The organism is Mesorhizobium sp. P160187, from assembly GCF_057766425.1.
Genome location: NZ_JBYMDX010000004.1, coordinates 1,562,872 through 1,589,186 on the forward strand (window position 1 = coordinate 1,562,872; position 26,315 = coordinate 1,589,186).

General features: G+C 60.9%; 27 protein-coding genes. 20 read left to right on the plus strand and 7 right to left on the minus strand.

What is annotated here, in order from left to right; translation table 11 throughout:
* The first annotated feature begins 1 nt into the window (after position 1).
* The 5 genes from AC3CCE_RS24580 (at position 2) to AC3CCE_RS24600 (ending at position 4,667) form a co-directional block, all read left to right on the plus strand.
* The gene (locus tag AC3CCE_RS24580) at positions 2 to 1,132 is read left to right on the plus strand and encodes a CgeB family protein (protein ID WP_352626565.1); all 1,131 of its coding nucleotides are present in this window, start codon (positions 2 to 4) and stop codon (positions 1,130 to 1,132) included.
* Entirely contained in the window at positions 1,129 to 2,223 is a 1,095-nt protein-coding gene (locus AC3CCE_RS24585; protein ID WP_352626563.1) for a CgeB family protein, read from the plus strand. Before AC3CCE_RS24580 ends, AC3CCE_RS24585 begins: the two co-directional genes overlap by 4 nt.
* Positions 2,220 to 3,323, plus strand: a complete 1,104-nt coding sequence (locus tag AC3CCE_RS24590; RefSeq protein ID WP_023725529.1) for a CgeB family protein — start codon at positions 2,220 to 2,222, stop codon at positions 3,321 to 3,323. The genes AC3CCE_RS24585 and AC3CCE_RS24590 overlap by 4 nt, the downstream gene beginning before the upstream one ends.
* A 23-nt stretch (positions 3,324 to 3,346) precedes the next feature.
* Positions 3,347 to 4,387, plus strand: coding sequence for a UDP-glucuronic acid decarboxylase family protein (locus AC3CCE_RS24595; protein ID WP_023681096.1), 1,041 nt, complete (start codon positions 3,347 to 3,349; stop codon positions 4,385 to 4,387).
* Positions 4,388 to 4,481: 94 nt separating this feature from the next.
* Complete coding sequence (locus AC3CCE_RS24600; RefSeq protein ID WP_023667982.1) at positions 4,482 to 4,667, plus strand: hypothetical protein; 186 nt, start codon at positions 4,482 to 4,484, stop codon at positions 4,665 to 4,667.
* Positions 4,668 to 4,675: 8 nt separating this feature from the next.
* Here the strand turns inward: AC3CCE_RS24600 and AC3CCE_RS24605 are convergent, their stop codons facing one another.
* On the minus strand, positions 4,676 to 6,490 hold the full coding sequence (locus AC3CCE_RS24605; RefSeq protein WP_352521484.1) for a hypothetical protein: 1,815 nt from the start codon (positions 6,488 to 6,490) through the stop codon (positions 4,676 to 4,678).
* 85 nt (positions 6,491 to 6,575) lie between these two features.
* Here AC3CCE_RS24605 and AC3CCE_RS24610 point away from each other — a divergent pair, with 85 nt between their 5' ends.
* From AC3CCE_RS24610 to AC3CCE_RS24660, 11 genes are all read left to right on the plus strand, one after another.
* Positions 6,576 to 7,679, plus strand: coding sequence for an inositol-3-phosphate synthase (locus tag AC3CCE_RS24610; RefSeq protein WP_023681094.1), 1,104 nt, complete (start codon positions 6,576 to 6,578; stop codon positions 7,677 to 7,679).
* On the plus strand, positions 7,676 to 8,272 hold the full coding sequence (locus tag AC3CCE_RS24615) for a histidine phosphatase family protein (protein WP_023667978.1): 597 nt from the start codon (positions 7,676 to 7,678) through the stop codon (positions 8,270 to 8,272). Before AC3CCE_RS24610 ends, AC3CCE_RS24615 begins: the two co-directional genes overlap by 4 nt.
* 14 nt (positions 8,273 to 8,286) lie before the next feature.
* Positions 8,287 to 9,387 (plus strand): CgeB family protein, encoded by a 1,101-nt coding sequence (locus AC3CCE_RS24620; protein WP_023699986.1) that lies wholly within the window; start codon positions 8,287 to 8,289, stop codon positions 9,385 to 9,387.
* Positions 9,387 to 10,190 (plus strand): sugar phosphate nucleotidyltransferase, encoded by an 804-nt coding sequence (locus tag AC3CCE_RS24625; RefSeq protein WP_023739577.1) that lies wholly within the window; start codon positions 9,387 to 9,389, stop codon positions 10,188 to 10,190. The genes AC3CCE_RS24620 and AC3CCE_RS24625 overlap by 1 nt, the downstream gene beginning before the upstream one ends.
* A gap of 3 nt (positions 10,191 to 10,193) precedes the next feature.
* Positions 10,194 to 10,955, plus strand: coding sequence for a TIGR04290 family methyltransferase (locus tag AC3CCE_RS24630; protein ID WP_023733222.1), 762 nt, complete (start codon positions 10,194 to 10,196; stop codon positions 10,953 to 10,955).
* The gene (locus AC3CCE_RS24635) at positions 10,948 to 11,880 is read left to right on the plus strand and encodes a glycoside hydrolase 5 family protein (protein ID WP_023739578.1); all 933 of its coding nucleotides are present in this window, start codon (positions 10,948 to 10,950) and stop codon (positions 11,878 to 11,880) included. The genes AC3CCE_RS24630 and AC3CCE_RS24635 overlap by 8 nt, the downstream gene beginning before the upstream one ends.
* 7 nt (positions 11,881 to 11,887) lie before the next feature.
* Complete coding sequence (locus AC3CCE_RS24640; protein ID WP_352626559.1) at positions 11,888 to 13,045, plus strand: glycosyltransferase; 1,158 nt, start codon at positions 11,888 to 11,890, stop codon at positions 13,043 to 13,045.
* A gap of 8 nt (positions 13,046 to 13,053) precedes the next feature.
* Positions 13,054 to 14,034 carry a GNAT family N-acetyltransferase gene (locus AC3CCE_RS24645; RefSeq protein WP_352626558.1) on the plus strand — a complete coding sequence of 327 codons (981 nt, stop codon included), beginning with the start codon at positions 13,054 to 13,056 and terminating at the stop codon, positions 14,032 to 14,034.
* A 4-nt stretch (positions 14,035 to 14,038) separates the two neighbouring features.
* Entirely contained in the window at positions 14,039 to 14,941 is a 903-nt protein-coding gene (locus AC3CCE_RS24650) for a class I SAM-dependent methyltransferase (protein WP_352626556.1), read from the plus strand.
* 73 nt (positions 14,942 to 15,014) lie between these two features.
* Complete coding sequence (locus AC3CCE_RS24655) at positions 15,015 to 15,233, plus strand: hypothetical protein (protein ID WP_023691451.1); 219 nt, start codon at positions 15,015 to 15,017, stop codon at positions 15,231 to 15,233.
* 142 nt (positions 15,234 to 15,375) lie between these two features.
* Entirely contained in the window at positions 15,376 to 15,552 is a 177-nt protein-coding gene (locus tag AC3CCE_RS24660) for a hypothetical protein (RefSeq protein WP_023725538.1), read from the plus strand.
* Here AC3CCE_RS24660 and AC3CCE_RS24665 read toward each other — a convergent pair whose 3' ends face one another.
* The 5 genes from AC3CCE_RS24665 to AC3CCE_RS24685 form a co-directional block, all read right to left on the minus strand.
* Positions 15,553 to 16,116 (minus strand): sigma-70 family RNA polymerase sigma factor, encoded by a 564-nt coding sequence (locus AC3CCE_RS24665; protein ID WP_023667968.1) that lies wholly within the window; start codon positions 16,114 to 16,116, stop codon positions 15,553 to 15,555. It lies immediately after the preceding gene.
* 624 nt (positions 16,117 to 16,740) lie between these two features.
* The gene (locus tag AC3CCE_RS24670; protein WP_352626554.1) at positions 16,741 to 17,712 is read right to left on the minus strand and encodes an amino acid ABC transporter permease; all 972 of its coding nucleotides are present in this window, start codon (positions 17,710 to 17,712) and stop codon (positions 16,741 to 16,743) included.
* A gap of 19 nt (positions 17,713 to 17,731) precedes the next feature.
* Positions 17,732 to 19,012 carry an NAD(P)/FAD-dependent oxidoreductase gene (locus AC3CCE_RS24675; protein ID WP_352626552.1) on the minus strand — a complete coding sequence of 427 codons (1,281 nt, stop codon included), beginning with the start codon at positions 19,010 to 19,012 and terminating at the stop codon, positions 17,732 to 17,734.
* Positions 19,013 to 19,156: 144 nt separating this feature from the next.
* Positions 19,157 to 19,984, minus strand: coding sequence for a transporter substrate-binding domain-containing protein (locus AC3CCE_RS24680; RefSeq protein ID WP_023687783.1), 828 nt, complete (start codon positions 19,982 to 19,984; stop codon positions 19,157 to 19,159).
* A 302-nt stretch (positions 19,985 to 20,286) separates the two neighbouring features.
* Positions 20,287 to 21,489, minus strand: coding sequence for an MFS transporter (locus AC3CCE_RS24685; protein WP_488377211.1), 1,203 nt, complete (start codon positions 21,487 to 21,489; stop codon positions 20,287 to 20,289).
* A gap of 176 nt (positions 21,490 to 21,665) precedes the next feature.
* Between AC3CCE_RS24685 and AC3CCE_RS24690 the strand changes: the two genes are divergently transcribed.
* The 4 genes from AC3CCE_RS24690 (at position 21,666) to AC3CCE_RS24705 (ending at position 24,838) form a co-directional block, all read left to right on the plus strand.
* Positions 21,666 to 22,577: a LysR family transcriptional regulator gene (locus AC3CCE_RS24690; RefSeq protein WP_031199539.1), complete on the plus strand. Its 912-nt coding sequence runs from the start codon at positions 21,666 to 21,668 to the stop codon at positions 22,575 to 22,577.
* 289 nt (positions 22,578 to 22,866) lie between these two features.
* The gene (locus AC3CCE_RS24695) at positions 22,867 to 23,070 is read left to right on the plus strand and encodes a hypothetical protein (protein WP_023741853.1); all 204 of its coding nucleotides are present in this window, start codon (positions 22,867 to 22,869) and stop codon (positions 23,068 to 23,070) included.
* A 224-nt stretch (positions 23,071 to 23,294) separates the two neighbouring features.
* Positions 23,295 to 23,549 (plus strand): hypothetical protein, encoded by a 255-nt coding sequence (locus tag AC3CCE_RS24700; RefSeq protein WP_023699977.1) that lies wholly within the window; start codon positions 23,295 to 23,297, stop codon positions 23,547 to 23,549.
* Between the two features lie 314 nt (positions 23,550 to 23,863).
* On the plus strand, positions 23,864 to 24,838 hold the full coding sequence (locus tag AC3CCE_RS24705; protein ID WP_352512430.1) for a L,D-transpeptidase family protein: 975 nt from the start codon (positions 23,864 to 23,866) through the stop codon (positions 24,836 to 24,838).
* A gap of 82 nt (positions 24,839 to 24,920) precedes the next feature.
* Here AC3CCE_RS24705 and AC3CCE_RS24710 read toward each other — a convergent pair whose 3' ends face one another.
* Positions 24,921 to 26,297, minus strand: a complete 1,377-nt coding sequence (locus AC3CCE_RS24710) for a sensor histidine kinase (protein WP_352512429.1) — start codon at positions 26,295 to 26,297, stop codon at positions 24,921 to 24,923.
* Positions 26,298 to 26,315 lie beyond the last annotated feature (18 nt).

Below are 26,315 nucleotides of genomic sequence, written 5' to 3' on the forward strand. Positions count from 1 at the left end.
CATGCGCTTTGTGTTCTACACCCATTCGGTCGTTTCCGACTGGAATCATGGCAATGCCCATTTCCTGCGCGGCGTCATGCGAGAGCTGGTCCAGCGCCGGCATCAGGCGATTGCGCTGGAGCCGGCGGATGGCTGGAGCCGGTTGAATCTGCTGGCTGAGAAGGGGTCGTTCGCCATCGAACGCTTCCGCAAGGATTTCCCCGAACTGATGCCGGTGACCTACGATGCCGGATTTGATCATGAAGCCTGGATCGCTGAGGCCGACGTTGTGATCGTTCATGAGTGGACGGATCCGGAGCTTGTCGCACGTATTGGCCGTGCCCGGGCCGCCGGCGGCAACTTCATCCTTCTTTTTCATGACACCCACCACCGGGCCGTGTCGGCGACCGAGGCGCTCTCGGCGCTCCGGCTGGAGCACTATGACGGCGTTCTCGCCTTTGGCGAGACCTTGCGTGAGAGCTATTTGCGCGCCGGCTGGGGCAAGCGCGTCTTCACTTGGCATGAAGCCGCGGACGATCGCCTGTTCAAGCCGCACCCGGAGATCCGCCCCACCTCCGATCTGGTCTGGATCGGCAACTGGGGCGATGATGAGCGGACCGCCGAACTCAATGAGTTTCTGATCGAGCCGGTGCACGATCTCGGCCTTGATGCCGCTGTTCACGGCGTACGCTATCCCAAGACCGCACTTGCGGATCTGGCCACCGCAGGACTGCGCTATGAGGGGTGGATTGCCAATGCCGACGTGCCGAAGGCTTTCGCCGCGCATCGTGTCACCGTTCACATCCCACGGCGCCCCTATCGCGAGAGGTTGCCCGGAATCCCGACGATCCGCATGTTCGAGGCACTCGCCTGCGGCATTCCGCTGATTTCAGCGCCATGGTCCGATGTCGAGCAGCTTTTCAGGCCCGGTGTCGACTTCCTGTTTGCCGAGAATGGCTCGCAAATGCGGCAACAGCTTCGGACGGTGTTGTCCGACGAGGACTTTGCGGCCTCCCTGGTGACCTCGGGTCTCGAGACCATCCGCTCGCGGCACACCTGCCGCCACCGCGTCGACGAGTTGCTCGGCGTGCTCACGCAATGCGGGAACCGACACACCGCCGTCCCGACAGCCGCAAAGGAAGCCGTCGCATGAAGATCGCATTCTATGGATCGAGCCTTTTGTCGTCCTACTGGAACGGTGCCGCGACGTACTATCGCGGTTTGCTCAAGGCACTTTCGCAATTGGGTTACGAGATCACGTTCTACGAACCCGATGTCTACGACCGGCAGAAGAACCGCGACATCGAAGCTCCCGACTGGTGCACTGTCGTCGTTTACGAGGCGACCCAGCATGCGCTGATGCAGGTCGCGGCACGTGCCGCCGGCGCCGACATCGTCGTCAAGGCGAGTGGCGTCGGTTTCGAAGACGAGGCGCTGCTTCGCGCCGTTCTCGACCACGCCCGCAGCGACGCGCTTGTCGTATTCTGGGACGTGGATGCGCCAGCCACGCTTGCCCAGTTGCGCGACGAGCCGGACCACCCGCTCCATCGTGCACTGCAGGAGATCGACCTCGTGCTGACCTATGGTGGCGGCGATCCCGTTGTCTGGGCCTATCGTGCCATGGGCGCCAAGGAGTGCGTGCCCATCTACAATGCGCTCGATCCCGAAACGCACCATCCGGTCGCCAGCAAAGCGCATTTTGCCTGCGACCTGGCGTTCCTCGGAAACCGGCTGCCGGACCGTGAAGCGCGTGTCGAATCGTTTTTCCTCGATCCCGCCAGCCAGCTGCCGAAACAGCGTTTCCTGCTCGGAGGCTCGGGTTGGGGCGACAAGCCGCTCCCCACCAATGTAGGCTGGCTCGGCCATGTCCGCACCCGCGATCACAACGCCTTCAATGTCACCCCAAAAGCCGTGTTGAACATCAGCCGCGACAGCATGGCCGCCAACGGTTTTTCACCGGCCACGCGAGTGTTCGAGGCGGCCGGCGCGGGCGCCTGTCTCATCACGGATGCATGGCTGGGCGTGGAACTGTTCCTGAAACCAGGCGAGGAGATCCTGGTCGCGCGTGACGGCGGCGATGTCGCCGAAATAATGCGCTCGCTGACCCCCGGGCGGGCCAAGGCAATCGGCCAAGCCGCACTTCACCGCGTGCTGGCGGACCATACCTACGCGCTTCGGGCGGATGTGGCGGATGCCGTCTTCAAACGTCATTTCGAGCACGGGGCCGTGGAGGCAGCGGAATGACCAAGAAACTGGACATCGTCTTTCTCGGCCTGTCGCTGTCCTCATCCTGGGGAAACGGCCACGCCACGACTTTCCGGGGTCTTTTGAAAGGCTTGCACGGACTCGGTCACCGGGTGACTTTTCTGGAGCGCAACGTGCCCTGGTACGCCAATCACCGCGATCTGCGCGATCCGGAGTTCTGCGCCTTGCGCTACTACGAAACCACTGCGGAGCTGCAACGCGACTACGCACAGTGCCTGGAGCAGGCCGACATCATCGTCATCGGATCCTTTGTTCCAGAAGGACGCCAGGTCATCGACATCGTCGCCTCGCTTTGCAAGGGGCAGCTCTGCTTTTACGACATCGACACCCCGGTGACCCTGGCCAAGCTTTCAGCCGACGATTGCGATTATCTGAGTTCGCGGCAAATTCCGTATTTCGATGTCTATTTCTCCTTCACTGGCGGACCAACGCTCAACCATCTGGCGCAAGACTTCGGCGCGCGCCATGCCGAACCTCTCTATTGTTCGGTCGATCCAGAACGGCATCACCCGACAGGAGATCCGATCCGCTGGGATCTCGGCTATCTCGGCACCTACAGCATGGACCGGCAGACAACGCTGAACGCTCTGCTGCTCGAGCCCGCACGGCATATGCCGAACCTCCGTTTCGTCGTGGCCGGCTCCCAATATCCATCCGACATCATCTGGCCGGACAATGTCGAACGCATCGAACATTTGCCGCCAGCCGATCACGCCGCGTTCTATAGCCGTCAGCGCTACACGCTGAATGTCACACGCAGTTCCATGATCACCGCAGGATGGTCGCCCAGCGTGCGCCTGTTCGAAGCGGCGGCTTGCGGCACGCCCATCGTCAGCGACCACTGGCCAGGGCTCGACAGCTTCTTTCCCGCATCGGCGATCCACACCGCCGCGGAGACGGACGAAGTCATCGATATCCTCGTTGGCGAGTCCGAGCGCGCACGCCTGGCCATGGCCGGCCGGGCTCGCAAACTCGTCCTCGCTTCCCACACCGGTGGGGCCAGGGCTCGCGAATTCGTGGCGGCGCTGACCCAACCAAGGGCGACGGCCCTCGATCTCGACATTGGAAGTGCAGCATGAACGGCAGACAGGAGAAAACAGCGATGCGACAGACAAGAAAGGCGCACAGGGCAAAGACGGTGCTTGTTGCCGGCGGCGCGGGTTTCCTCGGTTCGCATCTTTGCGAAGTATTGCTCCGCAACGGCTGGCGCGTGATCTGCGTCGACAATTTTCTGACCGGGCGCATGGAAAACATCATCTCGATCATGGACCGGCCGGGTTTCCGGTTGATCGAGCAGGACATCTGCCGGCCACTGGATCTCGGCGAGCCCGTGGATCACATCTTCAACCTGGCCTGCGCCGCCTCACCGCCGCGTTATCAGGCCGACCCGATACACACCACGCGTACCTGCGTGATCGGAACCCTCAACCTGCTCGAACTCGCTGTCCGCAATGACGCGCGACTGCTGCAGGCCTCGACGAGCGAAGTGTATGGCGATCCGGAACAACACCCGCAAAGGGAGGACTACGTCGGTCATGTGAACTGCACCGGCCCACGCGCCTGCTACGACGAGGGCAAGCGCACCGCCGAAACGCTTTGCTTCGACTATCTAAGGGCCGGCAAGGCCGACGTCCGCGTCGCGCGCATCTTCAACACCTACGGTCCGAGAATGGATCCGGCCGACGGTCGCATCGTCTCGAATTTGATCATGCAGGCGCTCGAGAAGCGTCCGCTGACGATATTCGGCGACGGCCAGCAAACGCGATCCTTCTGCTATGTCTCCGACTTGATTGATGGATTGATGCGCCTGATGAACATCGACCCCAATCCGGGCAAGCCGGTCAATCTGGGCAATCCCGGAGAATTCACCATCGTGCGACTGGCGGCATTGGTGAAGGCGATGACCGGCACCAAGTCGGATCTGAAATTTCTGCCCCTGCCGCAAGACGATCCTCGGCGCAGGCAGCCTGATATTTCGCGTGCGAAAACGCTGCTCGGCTGGTCGCCGAGAGTGCCGCTCAACGAAGGGCTCAAGCTGACGATCGATTATTTCGCGGCGCTCGAAGGCACCGGCATCGGCGATCAGATGACAGGCCTTGCCAAAAGGAGACCCGCAGGCGGGCTGCAGAACCTTCCTGCATGACGTGGGCCGCGGCCGGACCTGCCCGGAGATCGTGCGGAACATCCATCCAACCTTGTAGTTTGGCGGGAGGGACCCGATACGGAGGATCATCCTCATGCAACCCAAGCGACCCGCGAAGGATGTCGACAAGATTGCCGAACGCGAGGCGGCTGCCTATTTGCGGCGCTCCTCGATCACCTATCTCGAGTGCTGCGTCAGCTTGATGATGACGCATCTGCAGCGCGAGGAAGTGGCCGCTATTCTTGAGCAGGAAGCAGACATGCTGCGAAGGCTGGATTGATCGAAACGTTACACCTGAGATTCGTCCAGGAATCGTATCAGCCCCGCCCTGTATCGGTCTGCCGTCCCGGCCAGCCTTGCTTTTTCCTGGCCATTTTCGGATTGCGCAGCCGTGCTCCAGAGCCCGATTTGGAACGCCAAATAGCAGGGTTCGAAAAAATCGATGTGGCCATTGTCAATATCGAGCCCCATCCCCTCGACCAATGTCGTCACATCGCTGTCGGACAGTCCATATTCGACACAGGCGCCGGCAATGTCCCACTCTATCGGCTGGCAGCCAATCAAATCGTGTGCCCGGCAATGGTCGACGGCATCTGTCTTGACCACCGTGCCATCGGCACAAACGAGAAACTCCCACGCGTGAAGCTTTCCGTCGATTTCCACCCGCTGCAGAACATGCGCAGGGGTTTTTTTCGAGAGCCAATGGCGCAACGTCGCCGCTCGGTTCTCGCCCAGGGCTTCAGATGTATTGGAAACAGCCATTTCCGCGAGTGCGAGCAATGATGCACCCGGTTCGCAGGTTCGGAGATTGAGCGCCCGCCAGGCTAGATAGCGCGTCAACTCCGCGACCAGCCTTCCTCTGGGCAGCGGCGCCTGGTCCATCGTGGTGCCGTCAATCCACCGTTCGACCAGAAAGCCGTGGCAAAGCCCGACCACTTGCGATCCGAACCCGGCTTTCCCCAACATTTCCGCGGCTCGTCTCTTACGCCGTCCGGTTTCGCCGAGGCCGGCGAATTTGACGAGCCAGCGACCACACCCCGCGGACGCCAGGAATTTACGCCGCTCGATGCCGCGCGGGCTCGGCGGCCAATGCTTTTCGTCGACGTAGTGGACGCTCCTCCATTCGCCACCAGACAGTTCGGTCAGGCGTAATTCGGGGCTGCCGACCGCCTCGGCCACCCATTCGCTAAGCGTGGGAATGTTCGAGCTTTCGGGGAAGGTGCATTCGAGCGCCGTCGCCACATGTTTCGGACAGCGCGACCATGTCTCCCTAGCCTCCCGTGACGCTTCGATGCCCGGGTTGCCAGGATGGCTGGGAAACAGGTGAATGCGGTCCATACCAATACCCAGTTCCCGCAGCCACGCGACGACGGCGTGCATCGAACTGCCGGACAGACCGGGACCTTCGTCTACAACGGCGAAGCGTGCCGATGGATTGTTCTTCCAGGAAGCGATCGAGCGCGAATCGGCATTGATGTGCCTGCGGAAAGGATGGCCGACCGGACGAACGCTGAACGGCGCCGGCGCGCCAATCGCGGCAGCCACTATGGCGGCAAGCCCCAGGCCGATGCTGCGGATGCCGATCACGCATGTGTTCGCATCGAGACCTGACTCCTGCGCCGCTCCCAAATAGCTTTCGGGATAAAGCGCGTAATGCGCGTAACCCTCGGCAGAACCGGTCAGAACCTCAGCCTCGCAATCCAACCCGTCCAGCAGTTGGAGAAGTCCCGGCTCGATGCCACCGCCCACGGCGAAACCGCTTCGCCACGACTTCGCCACCTCTGCCGCAAGACCAACCAGCAATCTGGCGCCTTGCTGTTGCCGCGGCGAAAAGATGTCGATGCCCCTGTTCTCGAAATCGACATCGGCAAGCGCGCGAACCAGTTCCGATACGCTGATGAATAGGCCGACCAACGCGGCATGGCGTCGGACGCCATGAGCCATGCGGTCCAGACTTTGAGCAACTTCGCTCGCAGCATCGCGAAGCCGTTCTGCGCTCTGCCTCCGCTTCTGGTCGCCGTAAACGATCATCGACCGGTTTTCCAATGCTTTGCCTTGCGGCAACGCAGCCAGCGCTGCTTCGATCCATGCTGTCTTGCGCAATTTTTCGGCAGGCCAAGGAACATTCCGGCACGCTGGTGGTTCGGCGGCAGGAACTTACCTTTGAACAGCATAGGGCGGCAGTTTCGTGGGATCGAAAAAGGTTCGTGTCGGTATCGTCGGGGTCGGCAATTGCGCATCCTCCCTGGTGCAGGGCCTCTCCTATTATCGTCACGCAAAAAGCAACGAACCAATCCCAGGGCTGATGCATGCCGACCTCGGCGGTTACCATGTCGACGACATCGAGATTGTCTGCGCATTCGACGTCGCCAGGAGCAAGGTTGGCCTCGACGTCGCTGAAGCAATCTACGCCGCCCCGAACAACACGTTCCGCTTTGCCGATGCGGCGGCAAACGGCGTTCGCGTCGAGCGCGGACCGACACTTGACGGCATCGGAAAATACTTGCGCGACGAAATCGAGGAGGCGCCGGAGCCGGTTGCCGACGTCAGCGAAATCCTGCGCAACAGCGGCGCCGACGTGCTGGTCTCTTACCTGCCGGTGGGCTCCGAGGAGGCGACGCGCTTCTACGCCGAATGCGCGCTTGAGGCCGGCTGCGCCTTCGTCAACTGCATACCCGTTTTCATCGCCTCACGTCCGGAATGGCGCCGGCGCTTCGAGCAGCGAGGGCTGCCGCTGGTCGGCGATGATATCAAGAGCCAGGTCGGGGCGACCATCGTTCACCGCCTGCTGGCCAATCTCTTCCGCGAGCGCGGCGTGCGCATCGATCGCACTTATCAGCTGAATTTCGGCGGCAACACCGACTTCCTCAACATGCTGGAACGCGAGCGGCTGGAATCAAAGAAAATTTCCAAGACCCAGTCCGTGGCCAGCCAGTTCGATGTTCCCCTGGAGCCGGGCAATATTCATGTCGGACCCAGCGACCACGTACCGTGGCTGACCGATCGCAAATGGGCCTATATCCGGGTGGAAGGGACGACCTTCGGCGGCGTGCCGCTCAACGCCGAGCTCAAGCTGGAAGTCTGGGATTCTCCAAATTCAGCCGGCGTGGTGATCGATGCGATACGCTGCGCCAAGCTTGCGCTCGATCGCGGCATAGCGGGAGCACTGACCGGTCCCTGCAGCTATTTCATGAAGTCGCCTCCCGAACAGTTCACCGACGCCGAAGCGCGGCAGCGCACGCTCGCTTTCATCGCCGGCAAGGACGAGCCTTTGCTGGATGCCGCGGAATGACGACAACGTTCTTTTTGATCCGTCATGCAGCGCACGACAATGTCGGCTCCTATCTTGCAGGACGAATGGACGGCGTTTGCCTTGGCGAGGCTGGGAAGGCGCAGGCCGCGCATCTTGGTGGCCGCATGGCCCGGGAGCCGATTGAAGCCATCTTGTGCAGCCCGCGTGAGCGTACGCAAGAGACGGCCGTGCCGATCGCGCTTGCCTGCGGCGTCGGTGAAATCGCGATCTGCGCCGAACTCGACGAGATCGATTTCGGCGATTGGTCGGGAAAGACCTTCGACGAGTTGAACGGCGACGCCGGCTGGCGGGCGTGGAACGACCAGCGGCAGGAGGCCAGGACACCGAGCGGCGAGACCATGCTGGATGTCCAGGAGCGGATCGTCGCACTGATGAACGCAGTGCGCGAGCGGCATCCGAACCAGTGTGTCGCCCTGGTCAGCCACGCCGACGTCATCAAGGCCGCCGTCTGCAAGGTGCTTGGCTTGCCGGTCGGCGACTGCTTCCGCTTCGACATCGATCCAGCCTCGATCACGACGATCGTGTCGGGTGACTGGGGCTCCAAGCTCCTGCGAATGAACGAAGCTGCCTGACGAGGACTTTCCGGATGCAGATGGTCATTTTCGGTCTCACCGTTACATCATCATGGGGCAACGGCCATGCCACGCTCTGGCGCGGACTGATCCGCGCCCTGGGTCGGCTGGGATGGTCCATCACCTTCTTCGAACGCGATACCCCCTACTATGCCGGGACGCGTGATCTCGATCGGCTCGATGGCGGCAACGTCGTCATTTATCCGGACTGGGAAGACATCCGTCGCGTTGCGGAGCGGGCAATGAAGCAAGCGGATGTCGTCGTCGTTACCTCCTACTGTGCCGACGCCGTGGAGGCCTCGCGGCTGGCGCAGCAGACAGGTCGCGGATTGCGTGTCTTCTACGATCTCGACACTCCGGTCACGCTTGCCCGCATCGAGCAAGGCGAGCGTCCGCCCTATTTCGGACCTGAGGGTCTTGCCGATTTCGACCTCGTTTTGAGTTACACCGGCGGCTCTGCGATCGAGGCGCTTAAGTCGGTTTTAGGCGCGCGTCACGTGGTGCCTCTCTATGGGCATGTCGATCCCGACCAACACCGGCCGGCAGAGAAGCGGGCCGAATTCGCCGGTGATCTGTCCTATCTCGGAACTTACGCGGCGGATCGCCAGGCCGGCGTCGAAAAGCTGCTGGTCCGCCCGGCCGCGCGCCTGCCCGACCACCGTTTCATCATTGGCGGCGCGCAATATCCGCAGGAATTCCCATGGAGCGACAACATCTTCTTTGTCAGGCATCTTCCGCCAGCCGACCATCCGGCTTTCTTCTCATCATCTCGCCTGACACTGAACGTCACCCGGGAGGCGATGGCGCAAAAGGGCTGGTGCCCGTCGGGACGGCTCTTCGAAGCGGCCGCGTGTGGGGCTGCCATCGTCACCGATGCATGGCCGGGCCTGGCCGAATTTTTCGAACCCGGCCGCGAAATCTTGTTGGCGCATGACACCGATGATGTGGTCGCCGCATTGCGATTGCCGGAGCGCGAGCTCGACGGCATTCGAAGGCGTGCCCGCGACCGGGTCTTGGGCGAACACACTTCCGCACGGCGCGCGGCGGAACTGGATCGCATCCTGAACGAGGCCTTTCAAAGATCTCCCGGCGAACCGATGAGGGAAGCGGTCTGATGTTGGGCATCGTACCCGCTGCCGGGCGCGGCAGCCGCATTCAGCCGCTCGGCTTCTCGAAAGAGCTGCTGCCGGTCGGTAGCCGGATCGATGGACAGACCGAGCGTCCATGCGCCGTGAGCGAGTATCTGGTACGGCGCATGGTGCAGGCCGGCGTCGACAAGATTTGCTTCATCATCGGATCGGGCAAATCCGACATCCTTGAATACTACGCCGCCGGCTACGGTGACGCGGCGGCTCTCTTCGTGGTGCAGCCGAACCCCGTCGGTCTGTGCGATGCGATCTTCCGGGCGGCGCCCCTCGTCGCGCCCGACGAGGTCGTCCTGGTCGGCCTTCCCGATACGATCTGGTTTCCCGAGGACGGTTTCCGCCATTTGCCCGACGATCAGCTCTCATTTCTGCTTTTCCCGGTGGATCAGCCGGAATTCTTCGACGCCGTCGTCATCGACGTCCAAGAGCGCGTGATCGAAATCCAGGTCAAGCGACAGGATGCCGCCACGAACTGGGTTTGGGGTGCGTTCAAGATGCCGGGCCATATCCTGCATCAGCTTGCGGCACTCTGGCGTGAGCGCGAGCGCAGTGACGAATATATCGGCACTTTGGTCAACGCCTATATCGCGGCCGGCGGTACAGCTTTTGGTGTCAGGGCTGGGTCGGACTATGTCGATGTCGGCACTTTCAACGGCTATCGAACAGCTCTGCGGTTGCTTGAAAACGACGCCTCATCCGCGCAGCGCCGGCCCACCATGATCATGCCCGGCGCGCAGTCGCATGTACCCGTCGTTCCTGGCGAAGGAGCCTGAGCCATGCTGCATTCCCATGCCGAAATCCGCCGCCGCATCGATGCGCTCGGCCCATGGTTCCACAACATGGAACTTGCCGGCGTCGAAACCGCTCCCAACCATTTTCTGGGCAACTACCCGCTGATCAAATGGCGCAAATTTGCCAATGCCATTCCCGCTGATCTGAGGGGCAAGGCCGTACTCGATATCGGCTGCAATGCAGGATTTTACTCCATCGAGATGAAACGGCGAGGTGCTGACCGTGTCCTCGGCATCGATTTCGATGACGCCTACCTGGCGCAGGCTCGCTTTGCCGCCGAGGTTGCCGATTGCGAGATCGAATTCCAGAAGCTTTCGGTCTACGACGTCGGCTCGCTGCGCGAGACGTTCGATGTCGTGCTGTTCATGGGAGTGCTTTACCATTTGCGCCACCCCTTGCTCGCGCTCGACCTGATCCGCGAACATGTCGCCCGTGACCTGATGATCTTCCAGTCCATGCAGCGCGGCAGCGCGGATCTGCCCGAGTTGGAAGAAAACTATCATTTCTGGACGCATGACCTGTTCGACCAGCCGCAGTTTCCCAAGCTGCATTTTATCGAGCACCGCTATGCCGACGATCCCACCAACTGGTGGATTCCAAACCGCGCCTGCACCGAAGCGATGCTGCGCAGCGCCGGTTTCGAGATCGTTCTGCACCCCGAGCAGGAGGTCTATTTCTGCCGCGCAGCCGGGGACCCGGCCGGCGGCGGCGCCATCTACCCCTCGAAAGGACAGCTCCATGATTGAAGCCGCCATGATCTGGAACGAGCCCAACAACAAATCGCATTGGGACCCAGAGCTCGATCCCGATTGGAGCCGCTTTGCCAGGATGGCTATCTTGTCGGCTGACGCAATCGCGTCAGAGAACCCGTCTTTGACGAAAGTACTCGGTGGCATCTCGCCGATAGATCCGGGCTTTATCACCCGCATGAAGGAATTCGGCGTGCTGGACCATGTCGATGCCGTCGCCGTGCACGGCTTTCCGCTCGACTGGAACCTGTGGCAGATCCACGAATGGCCACAGAAGATCGGCGAGATCGCGACCGTCACCAACCTACCCATCTGGGTCAGCGAAGTCGGCGTATCAACCTTCGGCGCGGAAGAAATCCAGGTTTGGGGGCTCAAGCGCACCGCTGAGTTGCTGATTGGCAACGCACCACGCATCCAGTGGTACAGCCTCTACGACCTTCCGCGCGAATGGGAAGCAACGACGCGGCATCGCGAGGCGGAGGGCTCTTCTTACTATCGACATTTCCACATGGGGCTGCTGCGCCAGGACGGTACGCCAAAACCTGCGCTGGAGGAGTTCCTGCGCTACACGCCCGCAATGGGGCTGGTGCAGTGGTTTCATTTCGAGGACCCCCGGCTGGACGATGCCGTCGCCTGGATGAAGCGGCTGGGCGTCACCAATATGCGCACGGGGCTTTCCTGGGCAGACAGCTTCCGGCCGAACGCGCTGGACTGGTTTGACCGGCAGATGGAGGCACTCGCCGATTTCGACGTGACGGTCACCTTTTGCTTTACACCGCAGCATCGCGGAATGATGCCCCACCACACCAGCCCACCTCTGGTGCCGGAGGAGTTCGCGGAATTCTGCGCAACCATGATCCGCCGCTATGCGCCCGGCATGACGTCCGCTTCGCTCCCGACGCGGCGGGCCTCGGCAGCGTGAAAGTGTCATGCTGCCAATGCATCAGACGCCTGACACATTGGACGAATTAGCGGCATCATCGACAGGTGGTGCGGCATACGGGACCGAGGCGCAACCAGCCGCGGCGCTCACTGTCCTCAATGTCGCCTACCCTCTCGCACCCGTCGGACCCGATGCTGTCGGCGGTGCCGAACAGGTTCTGTCGATGCTCGATCGGGAGCTGGTTCGCGCCGGCCACCGCTCTATCGTCATTGGCTGCCGCGGCTCCAGCGCGAGCGGTACCCTTGTGGAAATACCGGCTGAAAGCGGCGTGCTCGACGAGGCGGCGAAGAGCCGCGCGCAGCAGGCTCATCGCAAAGCGATCGCCGCTGCCCGCGCCCGATGGCCGATCGATGTGGTTCATCTGCACGGCATCGATTTTCATGCCTATCTGCCCGACGATGGTCCGACCCTGGTGAGCCTGCACCTACCCTTGGACTGGTATCCGGCCGAGGCTCTGCGACCGACGCGCGACGACCTGTGGCTCCATGCGGTCTCGCCCACCCAGCAGCAAACGGCGCCACCAGGGGCCAGACTGGTGGCGCCGATTCCCAACGGCGTTGACATCGAAGCATTGAACCTGGTGCAGCTGAAGCGAGACTTTGCCCTGGTTCTCAGCCGGGTCTGCCCGGAAAAGGGCATTCACCTGGCCCTGGACGCGGCCAAACTGGCGGGCGTGCCCCTGGTCATCGGCGGCAAGGTCTATCCCTACGAAACACATACGCGCTACTTTCGCGACGAGGTCCAATCCCGTCTTGATGCTCGCCGCCGCTTCCTGGGCCCGCTCGGTTTTTACACCAAGAGGCGTTTTCTCAACGCAGCCCGCTGTCTTGTCATTCCAAGCCTCGCCGCCGAGACAAGCTCGCTTGTCGCTATGGAGGCCCTCGCCTGCGGTACCCCGGTGGTCGCATTCCCGAATGGTGCGCTTGCGGATGTCATCGAGCACGGCAGGACGGGCTTTCTCGTCAATACAGTCGACGAGATGGCCCAAGCCATTCTTGCGGCGCCCAGCCTGGACGCCGAGGCGTGCCGGGTTGAAGCGCGGCGGCGGTTTTCGCTGGAACGGATGATCTCGTCGTATATGGCTGCCTATCAGGCCCTGGCACAACTTGGCACCGATCGCAGGCGCTTCGCTGCGGCACCGTGAGAAAAGCAGTGTTGCGCAGCGAAATCATCGATGACCTCGTAAAATTCCATGCCTTGACACCGCACTGGTGGAAACTGTGGGAGCAGAGTTCCTCTGCGACGCCGTTCCAATCCCCCGCCTGGCTGGTGCCATGGTGGCGCGCATTCGCACCCGGTGAACTGGCGACAGTCGCGGTCTGGCGTGGCGGCGATCTGGTCGGGCTGGCGCCACTCTATCTCGAGCATGGAACGGCCGGTTCGAAGCTGCTTCCGGTCGGTATTTCGCTCAGCGATTATCTGGACATCCTGGCTGTCCGGGATATCGAGGCGGCGGTCGTGTCCACAATTGCCGAAACGATCTGCTCGGTCGGGTGGTCACAATGGATCTTGTCTGATCTGCCGCAAAACAGTGCCGGTCTTACGATCGCGCATCCCGGTTTAACGGTCGAGAGGCCGGTAATTCATGCAGCCTGCCCCGTGCTTGCTGTTGCCGGCGACGAAACGTTGGCCGGCTGCGTTCCCGCTCGGCGCAGGCGCCAGTTGCGCCGGGCGCGCCAAGCTGCGTCCAGACGCGGCCGGCTCGCGTTGGCGTCAGCTAGGGGTGATCACCAGAACTTCCTGAAGCAATTGATCCGCCTGCACCATGCACGCTGGGTTGGACATGGAGGTGGTGTATTGGCCGACCCCGCCGTGCAGCACTTCCATGGGCTTTCACTTCCCTTGCTCGATGCTCACGGTCTGGTCCGCTGCTGGTTGCTCGCGATCGATGGCACGACTGTCGCCGCCTATTACGGATTTCACCACCGCGGCCGCGCCTATGCCTATCTCGGCGGCCTCGATCCTGCTTATGCCGAGGAGAGCCCAGGTGCGATCCTGATCGGCCACGCGATCGCGGAGTCGATCCGCGAGGATGCGCGCGAGTTCGACTTCCTGCGCGGCCAGGAAGCCTACAAATATGGCTGGGGCGCCGTCGACAGGTGGACGATGCGGAGGATCTGGACGCGGAGTTGATGTCATGAGTGTGCACGCGCAGCGCCGGACATCGGTCAGACGGGCGGTCGAAGATTGCATGGCCGATGGTGCCTGCGCCGAAGCTGTTCTCGTCAGGCTGGCGCTTCACCTGCCGCCCACAATTGAAGCGGCGGAATTGGCGGAGTTCGTGCTGAAAGTCCGTCCTGCGGATACCGGCGATGCTGAAAGACTGCGAAAGGTCGCTGGACTGCTGCGCCACAGACCGGGCGTCCTTGCCACTTTGCGAGCGACAGGCGGCGCCGTTCGGCATGAACGCGGTAACGGCGAGACGGATATCGCAGTCGTCACGCGGCTGGCCTCGAGTTTTGATGCCGCGGCAGCAATTTCGACAGCCGCAAGTGTCCAGCTAGGATCCCTTGGCGATGACGAGCGGCTGACAGCCATGACCGACGAAATCGTTGAATGGCTCGAGGCGCGAGAATTCACCGGAATTGAACGAGACATTCTCGACATCGGTTGCGGCATCGGACGTTTCGAGCGCGCGCTGTCCAATTCCTTCAAGCGGATGGTCGGCATCGACATATCATCGCGGATGATCTCCATCGCCTCCGAGCAATGCGAAGCGCTCGGCAATGTCGAACTGCGCCAAACCTCCGGTCTCGATCTGGCCGACTTCGACGACGACAGTTTCGATTGCGTGTTGGCGGTCGACAGCTTTCCCTACCTGGTCCTGGCCGGCATGGCTGAGCGGCTTTTCGATGAAATTGCGCGCGTTCTCAAACGGCCGGGCCGGCTCGCATTGCTGCACTATTCTTATCGCGGATCGCTTTCTTTGGACCGGGCCGACATTGGCCGTCTTGCGCAAGCTCACCAATTGCGGGTCGTCATCGACGGCGAGAAGCCGTTTCGGTCATGGGATGGCGACGCCTTCCTGCTTGCTGGGTGAGACGGAACATTACAGCGCGATGCCGGTTCGGGCGTCGGCACCGATCGGTGTCCTGGATTCGAAGGAGGAGATCATGGCATCCGGCGGCAAAAAGCATTTCGGCCAAGGCAGCCAAGGCAAAGGTGCCGGCGCCGGCGCAATGACCACCTTGGACAAGGACAAGATCGAAGAAAACGCGGTTTTGTCCAACCGCGACAGGAAGCAACATAGCCGAGAGCGCGGGCTGGACGGCAATCGAATCAAGTCCGATCAATTTCAGGATCACGCCGCAAACCGGTTGCTGAAGGACTGACGCCACCGCGCCGCGTCTTGCCGCGGCACGGAGGAAAAACTGTGCAAGGGCCGCCGGTGAGCCTCTCGGCGGTCGACAACGCCTTGTAGTGCCGAGCGCTCATCATCAGACTTGGATCTAGGGATGCTATCAAGAGAACGTGATGTCTCATTCGAGCGACGATACCACGGATCTGCTTGTCGAGATGGCAGTGGATCAGGAGATTGCTTCCCTGCTGGCCGCCATAGAGCAGGAAAAGATACCAGACCGCCTGTCCAAGCTGGCGATCGAATTGCAAAACGCTCTCGTCGAGAAGCGTCGGCGAGACGTGAAGAGCTGACTATCTGCGGCTGTCGACCTCTATATCGAGCTGACCATCCGACAGCTGATTTCGCCTTTCTATCAATGTCTGCAACGAGCTCTCCCCGAGTAGCTCAAGGATGTTGGCGCGGGCACGGTTCAGCCGGCTCTTGACCGTCCCTACCGCGCAGCCGCAGATTTCGGCGGTTTCCTCGTAGCCCACTCCTAAAACGCCAATCAGCATCAGCACCTCGCGCTGATGTTCGGGCAGCTTTTGGATGGCGCCATGAACTTCCTTGCTCTGAACGGTCCATTCCTGGGTAGCTTCCGAAATCGGTCTCGAAGACGCGCAGTCGAGAAGGCCTGGCGCTTCCCGTGCAGCGATCTTGATCCGCGTGTAGTAGGTGTTGCGCATGATGGTGAAGAGCCACGACTTCATGCGTGTACCGGGTTCGAACTTGTCGATGTTGGCGAGCCCTTTGGTCAACGTTTCCTGCACCAGATCGTCGGCATCGTCTGGAACGCGGCAGAAGGTGCGCGCGAAAGCCCGCAGGGCAGGTATCAGATCAACGATGGAAACGTCATTGGTTTGTTGGTCGGCCAAGAGATAGCCTCCGGATGACAATGGTCCAGCTCCCAGAAGAAAGAGTGAATGAACGAAGCCAGAGCTAAATGCATGGAAGTTTGGTTCGTTCCCGCCGTTGGAAACAACTCTTCGAAAATTCCACCGGGCGCGAACACGCCGACTACGGTCTTCCCCCAAACACGCCCACTTCAAAGGAACGAAACACCATGCCGAGCTTCATTCCCGGGAACCTCGCCGGTGCGTTTGGCTGTGCAGGGCATGGACCGAGTCGTGCGGCTGGTAACGCGCAAACCACTGCCTGACAAACCTATTCGCGAACCACGTGGCGAACTCGGCTACCATCGATACATAGCGATAATGGTTGGCCCGGAGGACAGTTAAAGTCGTTGATTTTATCGATTTGTTGGCGCGGGTGAAATCCAGCAATCGGTCGAAGTTGCCGGGCAGTCGGCCAACGAACATGCTCGTCCAGCACTTACTCTATTCTGCCCTCCGATCAGGCTAAGCCGATGAAATACCGGGTTGATTCACCCTTGACGGCGTCGCCGAACGGCGTGCTGTGGCGTACAATCTGCAGCTGCTCTCCGAAGCTGGCTGTTGCGGTGCTGTGCAACTCGCTTTGGCGAAAATCACGGATGACGATCAGCGCTTGAGTGAGCGCCCGAACCGGTCTTCGATCCGCGACTGCAGGAACTCGAGCCCCATCGAGAGCAGCCAATAGATCATCGAGGCGGTGATGAGCATCTCGATGTGGCGGAACTCGGTCTGGCCCTGCGTGCGTGCGAGATACATGATCTCCCAGACCCCGACCACCGAGACCAGCGAAGAATCCTTCAGCATCGCAATGAACTGGTTGCCGGTCGGCGGCACGATGACCCGCATCGCCTGCGGCAGGATGACCAGGAACATCGTCTGGTTAGCGCTAAGGCCGAGTGCCGTAGCACCCTCGGTCTGGCCGCGCGAGATGCTTTCGATGCCGGCCCGGAAGATCTCGGTCATGTACGCGCCGTAGCAGAGCGACAGCGCCATGATACCGGCCGGCACGGCGCCGATCACGTAGCCAATCTGCGGCAGGCCGAGATAGATGATGTAGATCTGCATCAGCAACGGCAAGCCACGAAACAGAGAGGTATAGAAGGTCGCCAAGCCATAGACCACGCCGTTGCGGGAAAGTTTGGCGATGGCGCCAACGAAGGCGATGAGGGTGGCAATGGCGATCGAAATGGCCGAAATGTAGAGGGTCGTCACCACACCCTTCGAGACGAGGAAGCCGATCTTCTTGGCGATGAACGCGAAGGACAAGTCGAAGGAATAGAAAAACAACATTAGCAACACGAACAGCTCTATCCAGACTGCCACAATCTGCTGTTTGCGGCTGAGATACCGCAGCGCGTTCCAGTTCGCCACCAAGATCAATGCGATCAGCACCGCCGAGACCGCCCGCCCGACGTCCGGGTTGGCGGCGAGCCACTCGACGGACCACGGAACGAGCTTGCCGAGCCAACTGGCTTTGATGCCGAGCCCATACAGGCCGGCGGCGATGGCGGCGAGCACGAAGAACACGCCAAGGCGGCGCGCCGCGTCCGGGTGGTTGAGCAATAGTCGGCCGATCACGTCTTCGATCTCCCTGCGGTCAGCGGGCCCGCTCGCGCCACCAATCCTGCGCCTGCAGCTTCCAGTAGGTGAGTTGCGCAACCGCAAGTCCAGCCGGGCCGCCCGCCCAGGCAAGGCCGAAGGGTGTGAACAGCCCGTAGCGGTCCGATTGTCCCAGTATGGCTTCGGCGATCAACTTGCCGGCGATCGCCGTGGTGTTGATGCCATGGCCACCAAAAGCCGTGAGGTACCAGACGCCCGGCTGCAACGGGCCTATTTGGGGCATCATGTGCCGGGCATAAGACATGAGCCCGGACCAGGCGAGTTCGGTCTTGAGGTGTTCGAGCTGCGGATAAGTGGTGACCATCTCACGGCGCAATTGCCTCGCCAACACGCCCGATGAGGCTGCCCGGGTGGTGATGCGCCCTCCCCAGAGCAGCCGCCTGCCGTCTTCGACAACACGGTAATAATCGCCTGCGCGACGGTTATCGCCGACGGCGTCGGTCGTCGTAATCGCCTTGGCGATGAGGTCAGGCGCCTCCTCGCTCACCATAACGTAAGTGGCGATCGGCAGGAATGCCCGCTGCAGCCGACTGACCAGTGGCCCCGTATATCCGCCGGTGGCAACTACGGCCTGGCGGGCGCGCACTTCGCCGCTGTCGGTACGCAAGATCTTTTCGGCGCCGTCAAGGTTGGCTTCAACGGCAGCCGTTCTCTCGTATATCCTGCCGCCCAGCCGCTCGATCTCGCCAGCAACGGCGCGCAGATAGTTAAGCGGATGCATGTGGAAGGCGCTGGGATCGCGCAGGCCTTGGTGGTAGCGATCCGAATGCAGCACCGCTCGCACCTGGTCGCGATCGAGATAGTCGAGCCGATAGTCGAAATCCCGCGCCAGTTGCTCGGCATATGCCTTGAGCGCGGCGCCACCATCGTGGCGAAGCACGCTCAATATACCGGAGCGCGGCTCTGCCGCCTTGATGTCGAGATCGCGGATCGTCTGCCGCACGAAGTCGACGCCTTCGATGGACAGGCGGTGCAGTTTTTGTGCCGCGTCGACGCCGGCCATCGCGGCGATGTTGTCGGTGCCGGTGGCGAAACCGGGATTGACGAAGCCGCCATTGCGACCGGAAGCGCCGAATCCTATCCGCTGCGCCTCAAGCACGACGACCTGCTGGCCGGCGCGAGCCAGCTGCAACGCCGTCGTCAGGCCGGCCAGTCCGCCGCCGACAACGACTGTCTCGCACTCGGAAACGCCGCTCAGCGGCGGTCTGATGGTGTTGTCGGCAAGCGTGCGTCGGTAATAGGTGTCAGGACATGTCATGATCAATATGATGAGGTGGCGGCACTAGAGCATTTTGCAGGCAGGCGGAGCGGCCCGGTGTCGTGGAAATGCGGCTGAAACAAAACAGATGGAGCGGGATGTTCAATTGAATGCACCCCGCTCAAGCTTTATCCACGATGCCTCTCAGTCAGAGCTGTAATCCTTGCCGTACCACTTGGTGGTCAGTTTCGCGAGGGTACCGTCCTTCTTCATCTCGTCGAGAATGCCGCCGATCTTGGCATTCCACTCGGCATCACCTTTTTCCGCGATCACCACCAGCGGCTCACGGAAGGCATAGCCGCCTTCCAGGACACGCAACGGGTAGCCGTTCTTTATCGCGTTCTGAGCCGTCTGTTCTGGTGCGATGACCGCGTTGAGGCGCACGCCGTCGCCAAGCCTCAAATCGTCGAACGGCAGCATTGAGTCGGCGAAAGTCCTGATCTCACCTGGCTCCAGCTTGTATTCGATGGGCGGCAGGCCGGGAGCATCGATCTCGAGTTGTCTGCGGATGAAATCCTCCGACGTGGTGGCGGTCTCGACGCCGATGATCTTACCGTTCAGGTCGGCGACCGATTTGGCCGGGCTGTCCTTGTGAACCACGTAAACGTAGGGGCTATAATAATAGATGCCTTCGAAATCGATCACCTTGGCCCGCGCTTTGGTCGGCGTCACCGAGCCGACACCCAGATCGTAGCGTCCCTGCCAATGGCCGCCCGTCATCGTCGCCCAGTCCGGCGTGTCGAAACTGACCTCCACACCGAGGCGCCTTGCGATCTCCTTCGAGACGTCGATATCGAAGCCGACCAACTGATTGCTGTCGTCGAGGAAACTCTGCGGCGGCCAACCGCTGTTTGTGGCGACCACCATTGCCTTCTTCGAGGTAACCCGGTCGATGGTTTCACCCGCCGACGCCGCAGACGCGAACGCGAGCGTGGTAGTGGCCAAGGCCAGCCACGCGATCAATTTCCTCACTTGAACCTCCCTCTTCATCGTCATTCAGACATATGCTTCCCAGAGCGCGCTCCCCGTAGAGAAACAGTAATTGAGAGCGCGGCATGAGATCGATCTCATATCAGCACACATATCGACGAGGGGATCAAGTCCTTTTTCATGTAGCCAGTTGTCCTCCGGGGGCGCAAAGCATCGGCACCCGCACGGTGCGCCGGAACCCGCGTTTGATGTGACGCGCGTGACTTTCAAGACAAGGAACGAAGGTCTACTTCAACCTACACAGCATCATAGACAGACGGGCGACACTCAGGATGGCTTGCTGTCTACGAGTTTCCGATGTTCCGGTTAAGCATGGGTGCGCGGCACACCGGCAGCAGCACCAGCAGGATGATGGCGGAATTGACCCAGAGGACCCTGTTCACGCCCATCGTGTCGACGATCTGACTGGTCGCTAGGGTACCCACGGAGATGGCAAGATTGAAAGTGAAGCAGTAGATGGCCGTCGCGGTCTCCGCGCTTTCTGATGCTGCACTCAGCACCCACGTCTGCAGCGTAATGGGCGCCGCGCCATACGCGAAGCCCCACACCAGCAGCAGGATGGTTCCTGTGAGCGGCGTGACCCCGAGCAACGGGAAGAGAGCCAGCGTGGCGCCGAGCCCAATGACGACGCAGGCCAATGTGCGACCGACGGATTTTGCGGCCCAGACGCCTGCGACGGCGTTGCCAATCATTCCGAGAATGCCATACCCCAACAGTAGCCAACCTATGCTCTCTGCAGTGACGCCCGAGACCTCCAGCAACACTGGGCTCACGAAGGTGTAGGCACCGTAGTGAGCAGCCACCAGCAGTGCCGTCGCAACCACGCCCGCCAGAAGGGCGGGATTGCGCAATTGCGCACGCAGGGCTTTTACCTCCACAGGCTCCGCGGCCTCCAGCTTCGGAAGCACAAGCAGGGCGGCGAGCAGTATGGCAAAGCTCAGGCCGGCGAGAGACCAGAACGCGCCGCGCCAGCCGACTAGATCACCGATGATCGTGCCGGCCGGCACGCCCAGCACCGCAGCGGCACTTACACCGCCGAAGACAATAGTCATGGCGCGCGGCACGGACGGTCCAGGAACAAGGCGTACTGCGATGCTCCCGGCTATCGCCCAAAAGCCACCGATGGTGATCCCGACGAGCAGCCTGGACGCGAGCAGAACGGGAAAGTTCGTTGCGAGCGCTGAAATCACGCTCGCCGCAGCCATTACCGCGAGCAGGCCCGCCATCAGAATACGCCGGTCGAGCCTTCCCACTGCCAACGGCAAACCGATAGAAGCGAACGCCGCAATTACGCCGGGTATCGTCACCGTGAGACCGCCACTCCCAATAGAGACGTTCAACTCGGAAGAAATTGCCGGAATCAGCCCCACAGGGAGTTGCTCCGCAGTGATCATCGAAAAAATACCCAGCGATACGGTGAGCACGGAGAGCCACATGCGAACAGTGGCTCCCTGTTTCTCCTGAAGGGCTGCTTTGGTCAGAGACATGATCACCTCCAGCCCGCAAGAAGGCACTCGACGCCGACGTTTCGGGCAAATGTTAGAGAGACGGATCGGGCAATTGATCCCGGCCTGGCTTCAGATAATCTGTCCACCGAGGATTGATAATGGAGGGAAATATGGATGGTGAATTCACGAAACGTGAATGAAAGAGGTGATTGCAGTTGGACCGGCTGACCAGCATGACCGTGTTTGCCAACGTCGTCGGTGAAGGCAGCTTCGCTGGAGCGGCCAAGCGGATGCGACTATCGCCAGCGGCCGTGAGCAAGCATGTCCAAATGCTGGAAGAGTGGCTTGGCGCACGCCTTCTCAACCGGACGACCCGGCGCATCAGCCTGACAGAGGTCGGCGCCTCCGTCTACGAGCGCAGTCTGCGCATAATCGAGGATGTCGAGGAAGTTCGTACGAGCGCGGCCGAGAGCAAGACACGTCCGACCGGCTCACTGCGTGTCAGCGCGCCGATCTCCTTCGGCGCGATGCACCTTGGGAGAGTCGTTGCAGAATATCTCGCGGTCTATCCGGAGGTGTCGGTTGAGTTGGTGTTGGACGACCGTGTGGTTGACATCGTGGAAGAGGGCCTGGATGTCGCGGTACGCATCGCTCCACTCACGGTTTCCAATCTGGTTGCTCGCCGAATCGCGCCGTCACGCGAGGTGGTCTGCGCTTCGCGCGATTATCTGGACAGACGCGGGCGTCCCACAAAGCCGTCGGATCTCCACGACCATGATTGTCTGGACTACGCGTTGCGCGCCAGCCGCGGAAAATGGCGGTTCGACGGACCAAAGGGGGAAGTGGCGGTAAAAATCACTGCACGGATGACGGCAACGAACGGGCAGCTCCTGCGCGATGCGGCGCTGGGTGGAGCAGGCATAGTACTTTGCCCCACTTTCCTTGTTGGAGAAGCCATTCGTTCGGGCCAACTGGAGACAGTGATGCCCCAGTTCAAGCCGGTAAGCCGGTCGATCTACGCGATGTACCCGTCAAGAAGGCATCTTTCCGCCAAAGTTCAAAGCTTCGTGACGCTTCTCGCCGCCCACTTCGGTGAGAACCCACCTTGGGACAACTTTGGACCATGACGACTGGAATGTTGAGCCCAGAGGCCGCGCGCACTTGCACGGCCTTACTGTGCATGGGACCAGCACCCAGGGCCAAGGGGCGGTGCATATCGAGCCGTCCAGCACCTTTTCGAGACTGAAGCATCCGCTATTTGCCGACGGTCAGTCGCTGAGGCTCAATCCACCGCCCATCCTAAGCGCCGCCACAGCGCAAGTTGTAGCATCTGCGGTGTCTCTGGTTCTCTGCGGCCACCGGCGGAACGGGTTGTAAGCAGGCGCGTTCCTCCAGCGTCAAGCTTGGAGAACATACATGGATGACGAGCTGCGCCTGAAGTTACAAGAGCTGAGCCAAAGCATGCAAACGCGAGCGGCCGAACTTTCGACGCTCGGCGGCAACGCAGACATAAGTACGCTGATGTCGGGGATCGCCGTCGCTCTGGAGGCGCTACTGGTGATTGCCGAAGAGATGAAAACGCCACGTTCCGGCCCTTCGGTCCTGCCCGACGCTACATGAACATCTCCGATCGCTTGGGAGAGGCTCCAGAGCGAGAGCGCCTACCGCTGACCAGCAAATCGCTCGCCGAGGAACTGGCTTTAATCCACATTCCGGGTTGGAGAGTGGAGAGCGCGATCTACTCGGTGGAGTACTCCAGGGGGGGTGAGCGTCGGCAGAAATGGATTTTGCACTCGACGATGCCTTTTGGGTAATCGAGGACGGCCTTAGGACGGAGGACCACGATGGCTTGGATGGCCGCAATTTGCCCGATTACAGATGAGCAGGCGCTCGTTAATTCGGAGACAGTTGGTGACATCCGGGAGTTTCGCTGTCCGAGTTGCGGCGACTTCAAAATCACGAACTCGGCCACCGCGATGTTCAAAGGCCTATCGGCAGAACAGAAGTTGGAGCGCTTCGAATACGCTAGAGCAATCGCGGGCGACAACGCGATCACAGTGACGACGGAACATGGATCTATCGATACCGAAGATCAATAGAATACCCGCCCGACAAGCCGGTTCCCAGCGCATCTCCTCACTTGCTGCCCTGAGACCATTTGACTGCCGGTCCAGGTAGTGGGCAGTTTGAAGGTAGAAGCTCACGTCAACATGGCCAGACCATTTTTACACTGCCGATCTGCGCGGCCAGCAACGCCTCTCGTGAGGGGCAAGTCACGGGCATCGAACGTCTCGGACCGGTCGGCAGCGTAAGGCAGGTTGCCTAGGATCCTCCTACCGGCGAATGGAACCAGATCTGCCACAGCGCGTCATAGAAGCAGATCAGGTGCGATTTAACGCAAGGAGTGACATCGATGATCAGGCTCCTTCTCCTCCTCGCCATTGCACTCGCCTTCGCATGCGGCGGGACGGAGGCGGCCAAGCTGGACCTAGCCGCGGTAAATCAGGCGCAATTCTCCGCCGGCGATCCGAAAGGGCTCGATCCTGCCGTGCTGAAGGCGCAAATTTTTTTGGATCGTGCGCGCTTCTCACCGGGGCTCATCGACGGCCGCCTTGGAGAGAACTTCGCCAAGGCGGTCAAGGCCTTCCAGGCGTCGAACGGACTGGCGCCAGATGGCAAGCTCACCCAGGCGACTTGGGACAAGCTGATGGCAACCTCCACCAGCCCAGCTCTGGTCACCTATGAACTGACCCGCAAAGATGTACGCGGCCCCTTCACCAAACGCATTCCGGGGCGCATGGAGAGGATGGCTCGCCTGAGAAGGCTTGGCTATCACGACTCGATCGAGAAGCTGGCGGAGCGCTTCCATGTGAGCGAACCATTGCTCAGGAGGCTAAACCCAGGCACCGGATTCAGGAAAGCTGGAACCACGCTGCTGGTACCAGATGTTGGCCGGGGTGAACCTCCCGCCACCATTGCCGGCGTCGAAGTCGACAAAGGCGCTCATCAGGTGCGCGTGCTCGACCCCTCCAATAAAGCGCTTGCCGTCTACCCTGCCTCGATCGGGAGCGACGAGAAGCCGGCACCAAGTGGGCAGGCAGAGATCCAAAGGGTGGTGCACAACCCGACCTATCACTACGATCCCGATTTTGCATTCAAGGGAGTCAAAACCAAGCGGCCCTTCACCATTGCTGCCGGCCCTAACAATCCCGTGGGATCGATCTGGATCGACCTCTCCATCGAAAGCTACGGCATTCACGGCACGCCCGAACCCGGCAAGATCGGGAAGACCTTCTCTCACGGCTGCATCAGGCTAACGAACTGGGATGCCGAGGACCTCGCCTCGATGGTGCAAAAACATATGAAGGTGACTTTCAAGGACGAGTGACGCAAGCCGTCGACGAGCCTGCCCGTTGAACGATAGGGTCGGAAACCAAGGCCGGGCCTTCCGGACAGCCTACACCGCACGTCTACTGCGCCAAGATCGACGCTGGCAGCCGAACGGTGAAGGTCGTGCCGCTGGTGCTTGTGGCGATTGCGAGCGAACCGCCCAGCTGCTTGATGAAAGCGTTGACAAACCGCGTGCCCAGCCCGGGTCCCTCGGCCTTGCCGCTTAGGCCGGCGCCATTGTCGCTGACGGTCAGTGTGACCTCGCCATCCCTGCGTTGAAAGCCGAGAATGATCTCGCCGTAGCCGGACGGAAACGCATATTTGACGGCATTGGTCGCCAGCTCATTGGCGACCAGCCCGATCGCGACGGCATGATCGGGCAGGATGCTCAATTGCTCTGTCTTGGTAGTGATCGTGACATTCGAATTGCGGCCGAGCAGGCTCTTCTGGATCGTGCCGCTGATGCCATTCAGGTAAGACTCGATGTGCACCGGACCAAACGCACTCGATTGGGCGATAACGTCGTAGAGTTCGGCAACAGCGCCGATCCTCGCCTGCATGGCTTGATAACCTTCAATGCAGGGCTCCGCAGCGCGCCGTATCTCATACGACACGAACGACGAGATGATCTGGAGGCTGTTCTTGATGCGATGCGCCAATTCGGCTGCAAGCACGTCGCGATGGCGATCAAGAAGCACCGCCTCGGTCGCATCCTCGAACACGACAAGCAATCGTGTCATATGATCGCCGGGGCGAAACACTTTTCGGGCGTTGATCTTGAAGACGCGACGCCCGAGTCCGGGAAAATCGTCTTCCAGCAGCAGCCCGTCTAGGTCCTCGTCATGGGGAATGATCCGTTCGAGGAGATCGTTAAGCGCAGCGACATTCCACTGGCCGGCTCCAAGCTCATGAAGCCGGCGTCCTAACACCTCGCCGGCCTTGACACCGAACAAGTTCAGGAACGATCGGCTCGCTATGGCCACGCTCATGTCCTCCTCAAGGATCAGAAGCGGGTCGCGGACGGTATCGACAATGTTCTGCGCGAGCTGCCAGTTGCGCTCGGCTTCGATCTTCGCGAGCTTGCCCTCGGTGATATCGTCAATTGCCAGAAGGAAGAAGCTGACGTGACCGCCGGGCCTATAGACCGTCCGGGCGTTGAGTAACATGACCTTGCGGCCGAGTTCGGGAAACGAGGCATCAACCTCATATCCATCGACCGTTGTATTCGTCGGCACGATCTCCTCCAGGAGCTGCCGGAGAGCGGGGATATTCCACTGGCCGTCGCCAAGGTCGTACAGCCGACGTCCGATCGTTTCCTCGGCGTGGGTCATGAACGTGGCATAGAACGCCCGATTGGCGGACACCACTGTTAAGTCCGGGCTTAGGACCAGCAAAGCGTCGCGAGCCGTGTCGACGATGTCTTGCGCAAAGATCTCGTTTATCGAGAAGCTTTCCATCGGGCATGCTTTCTGACG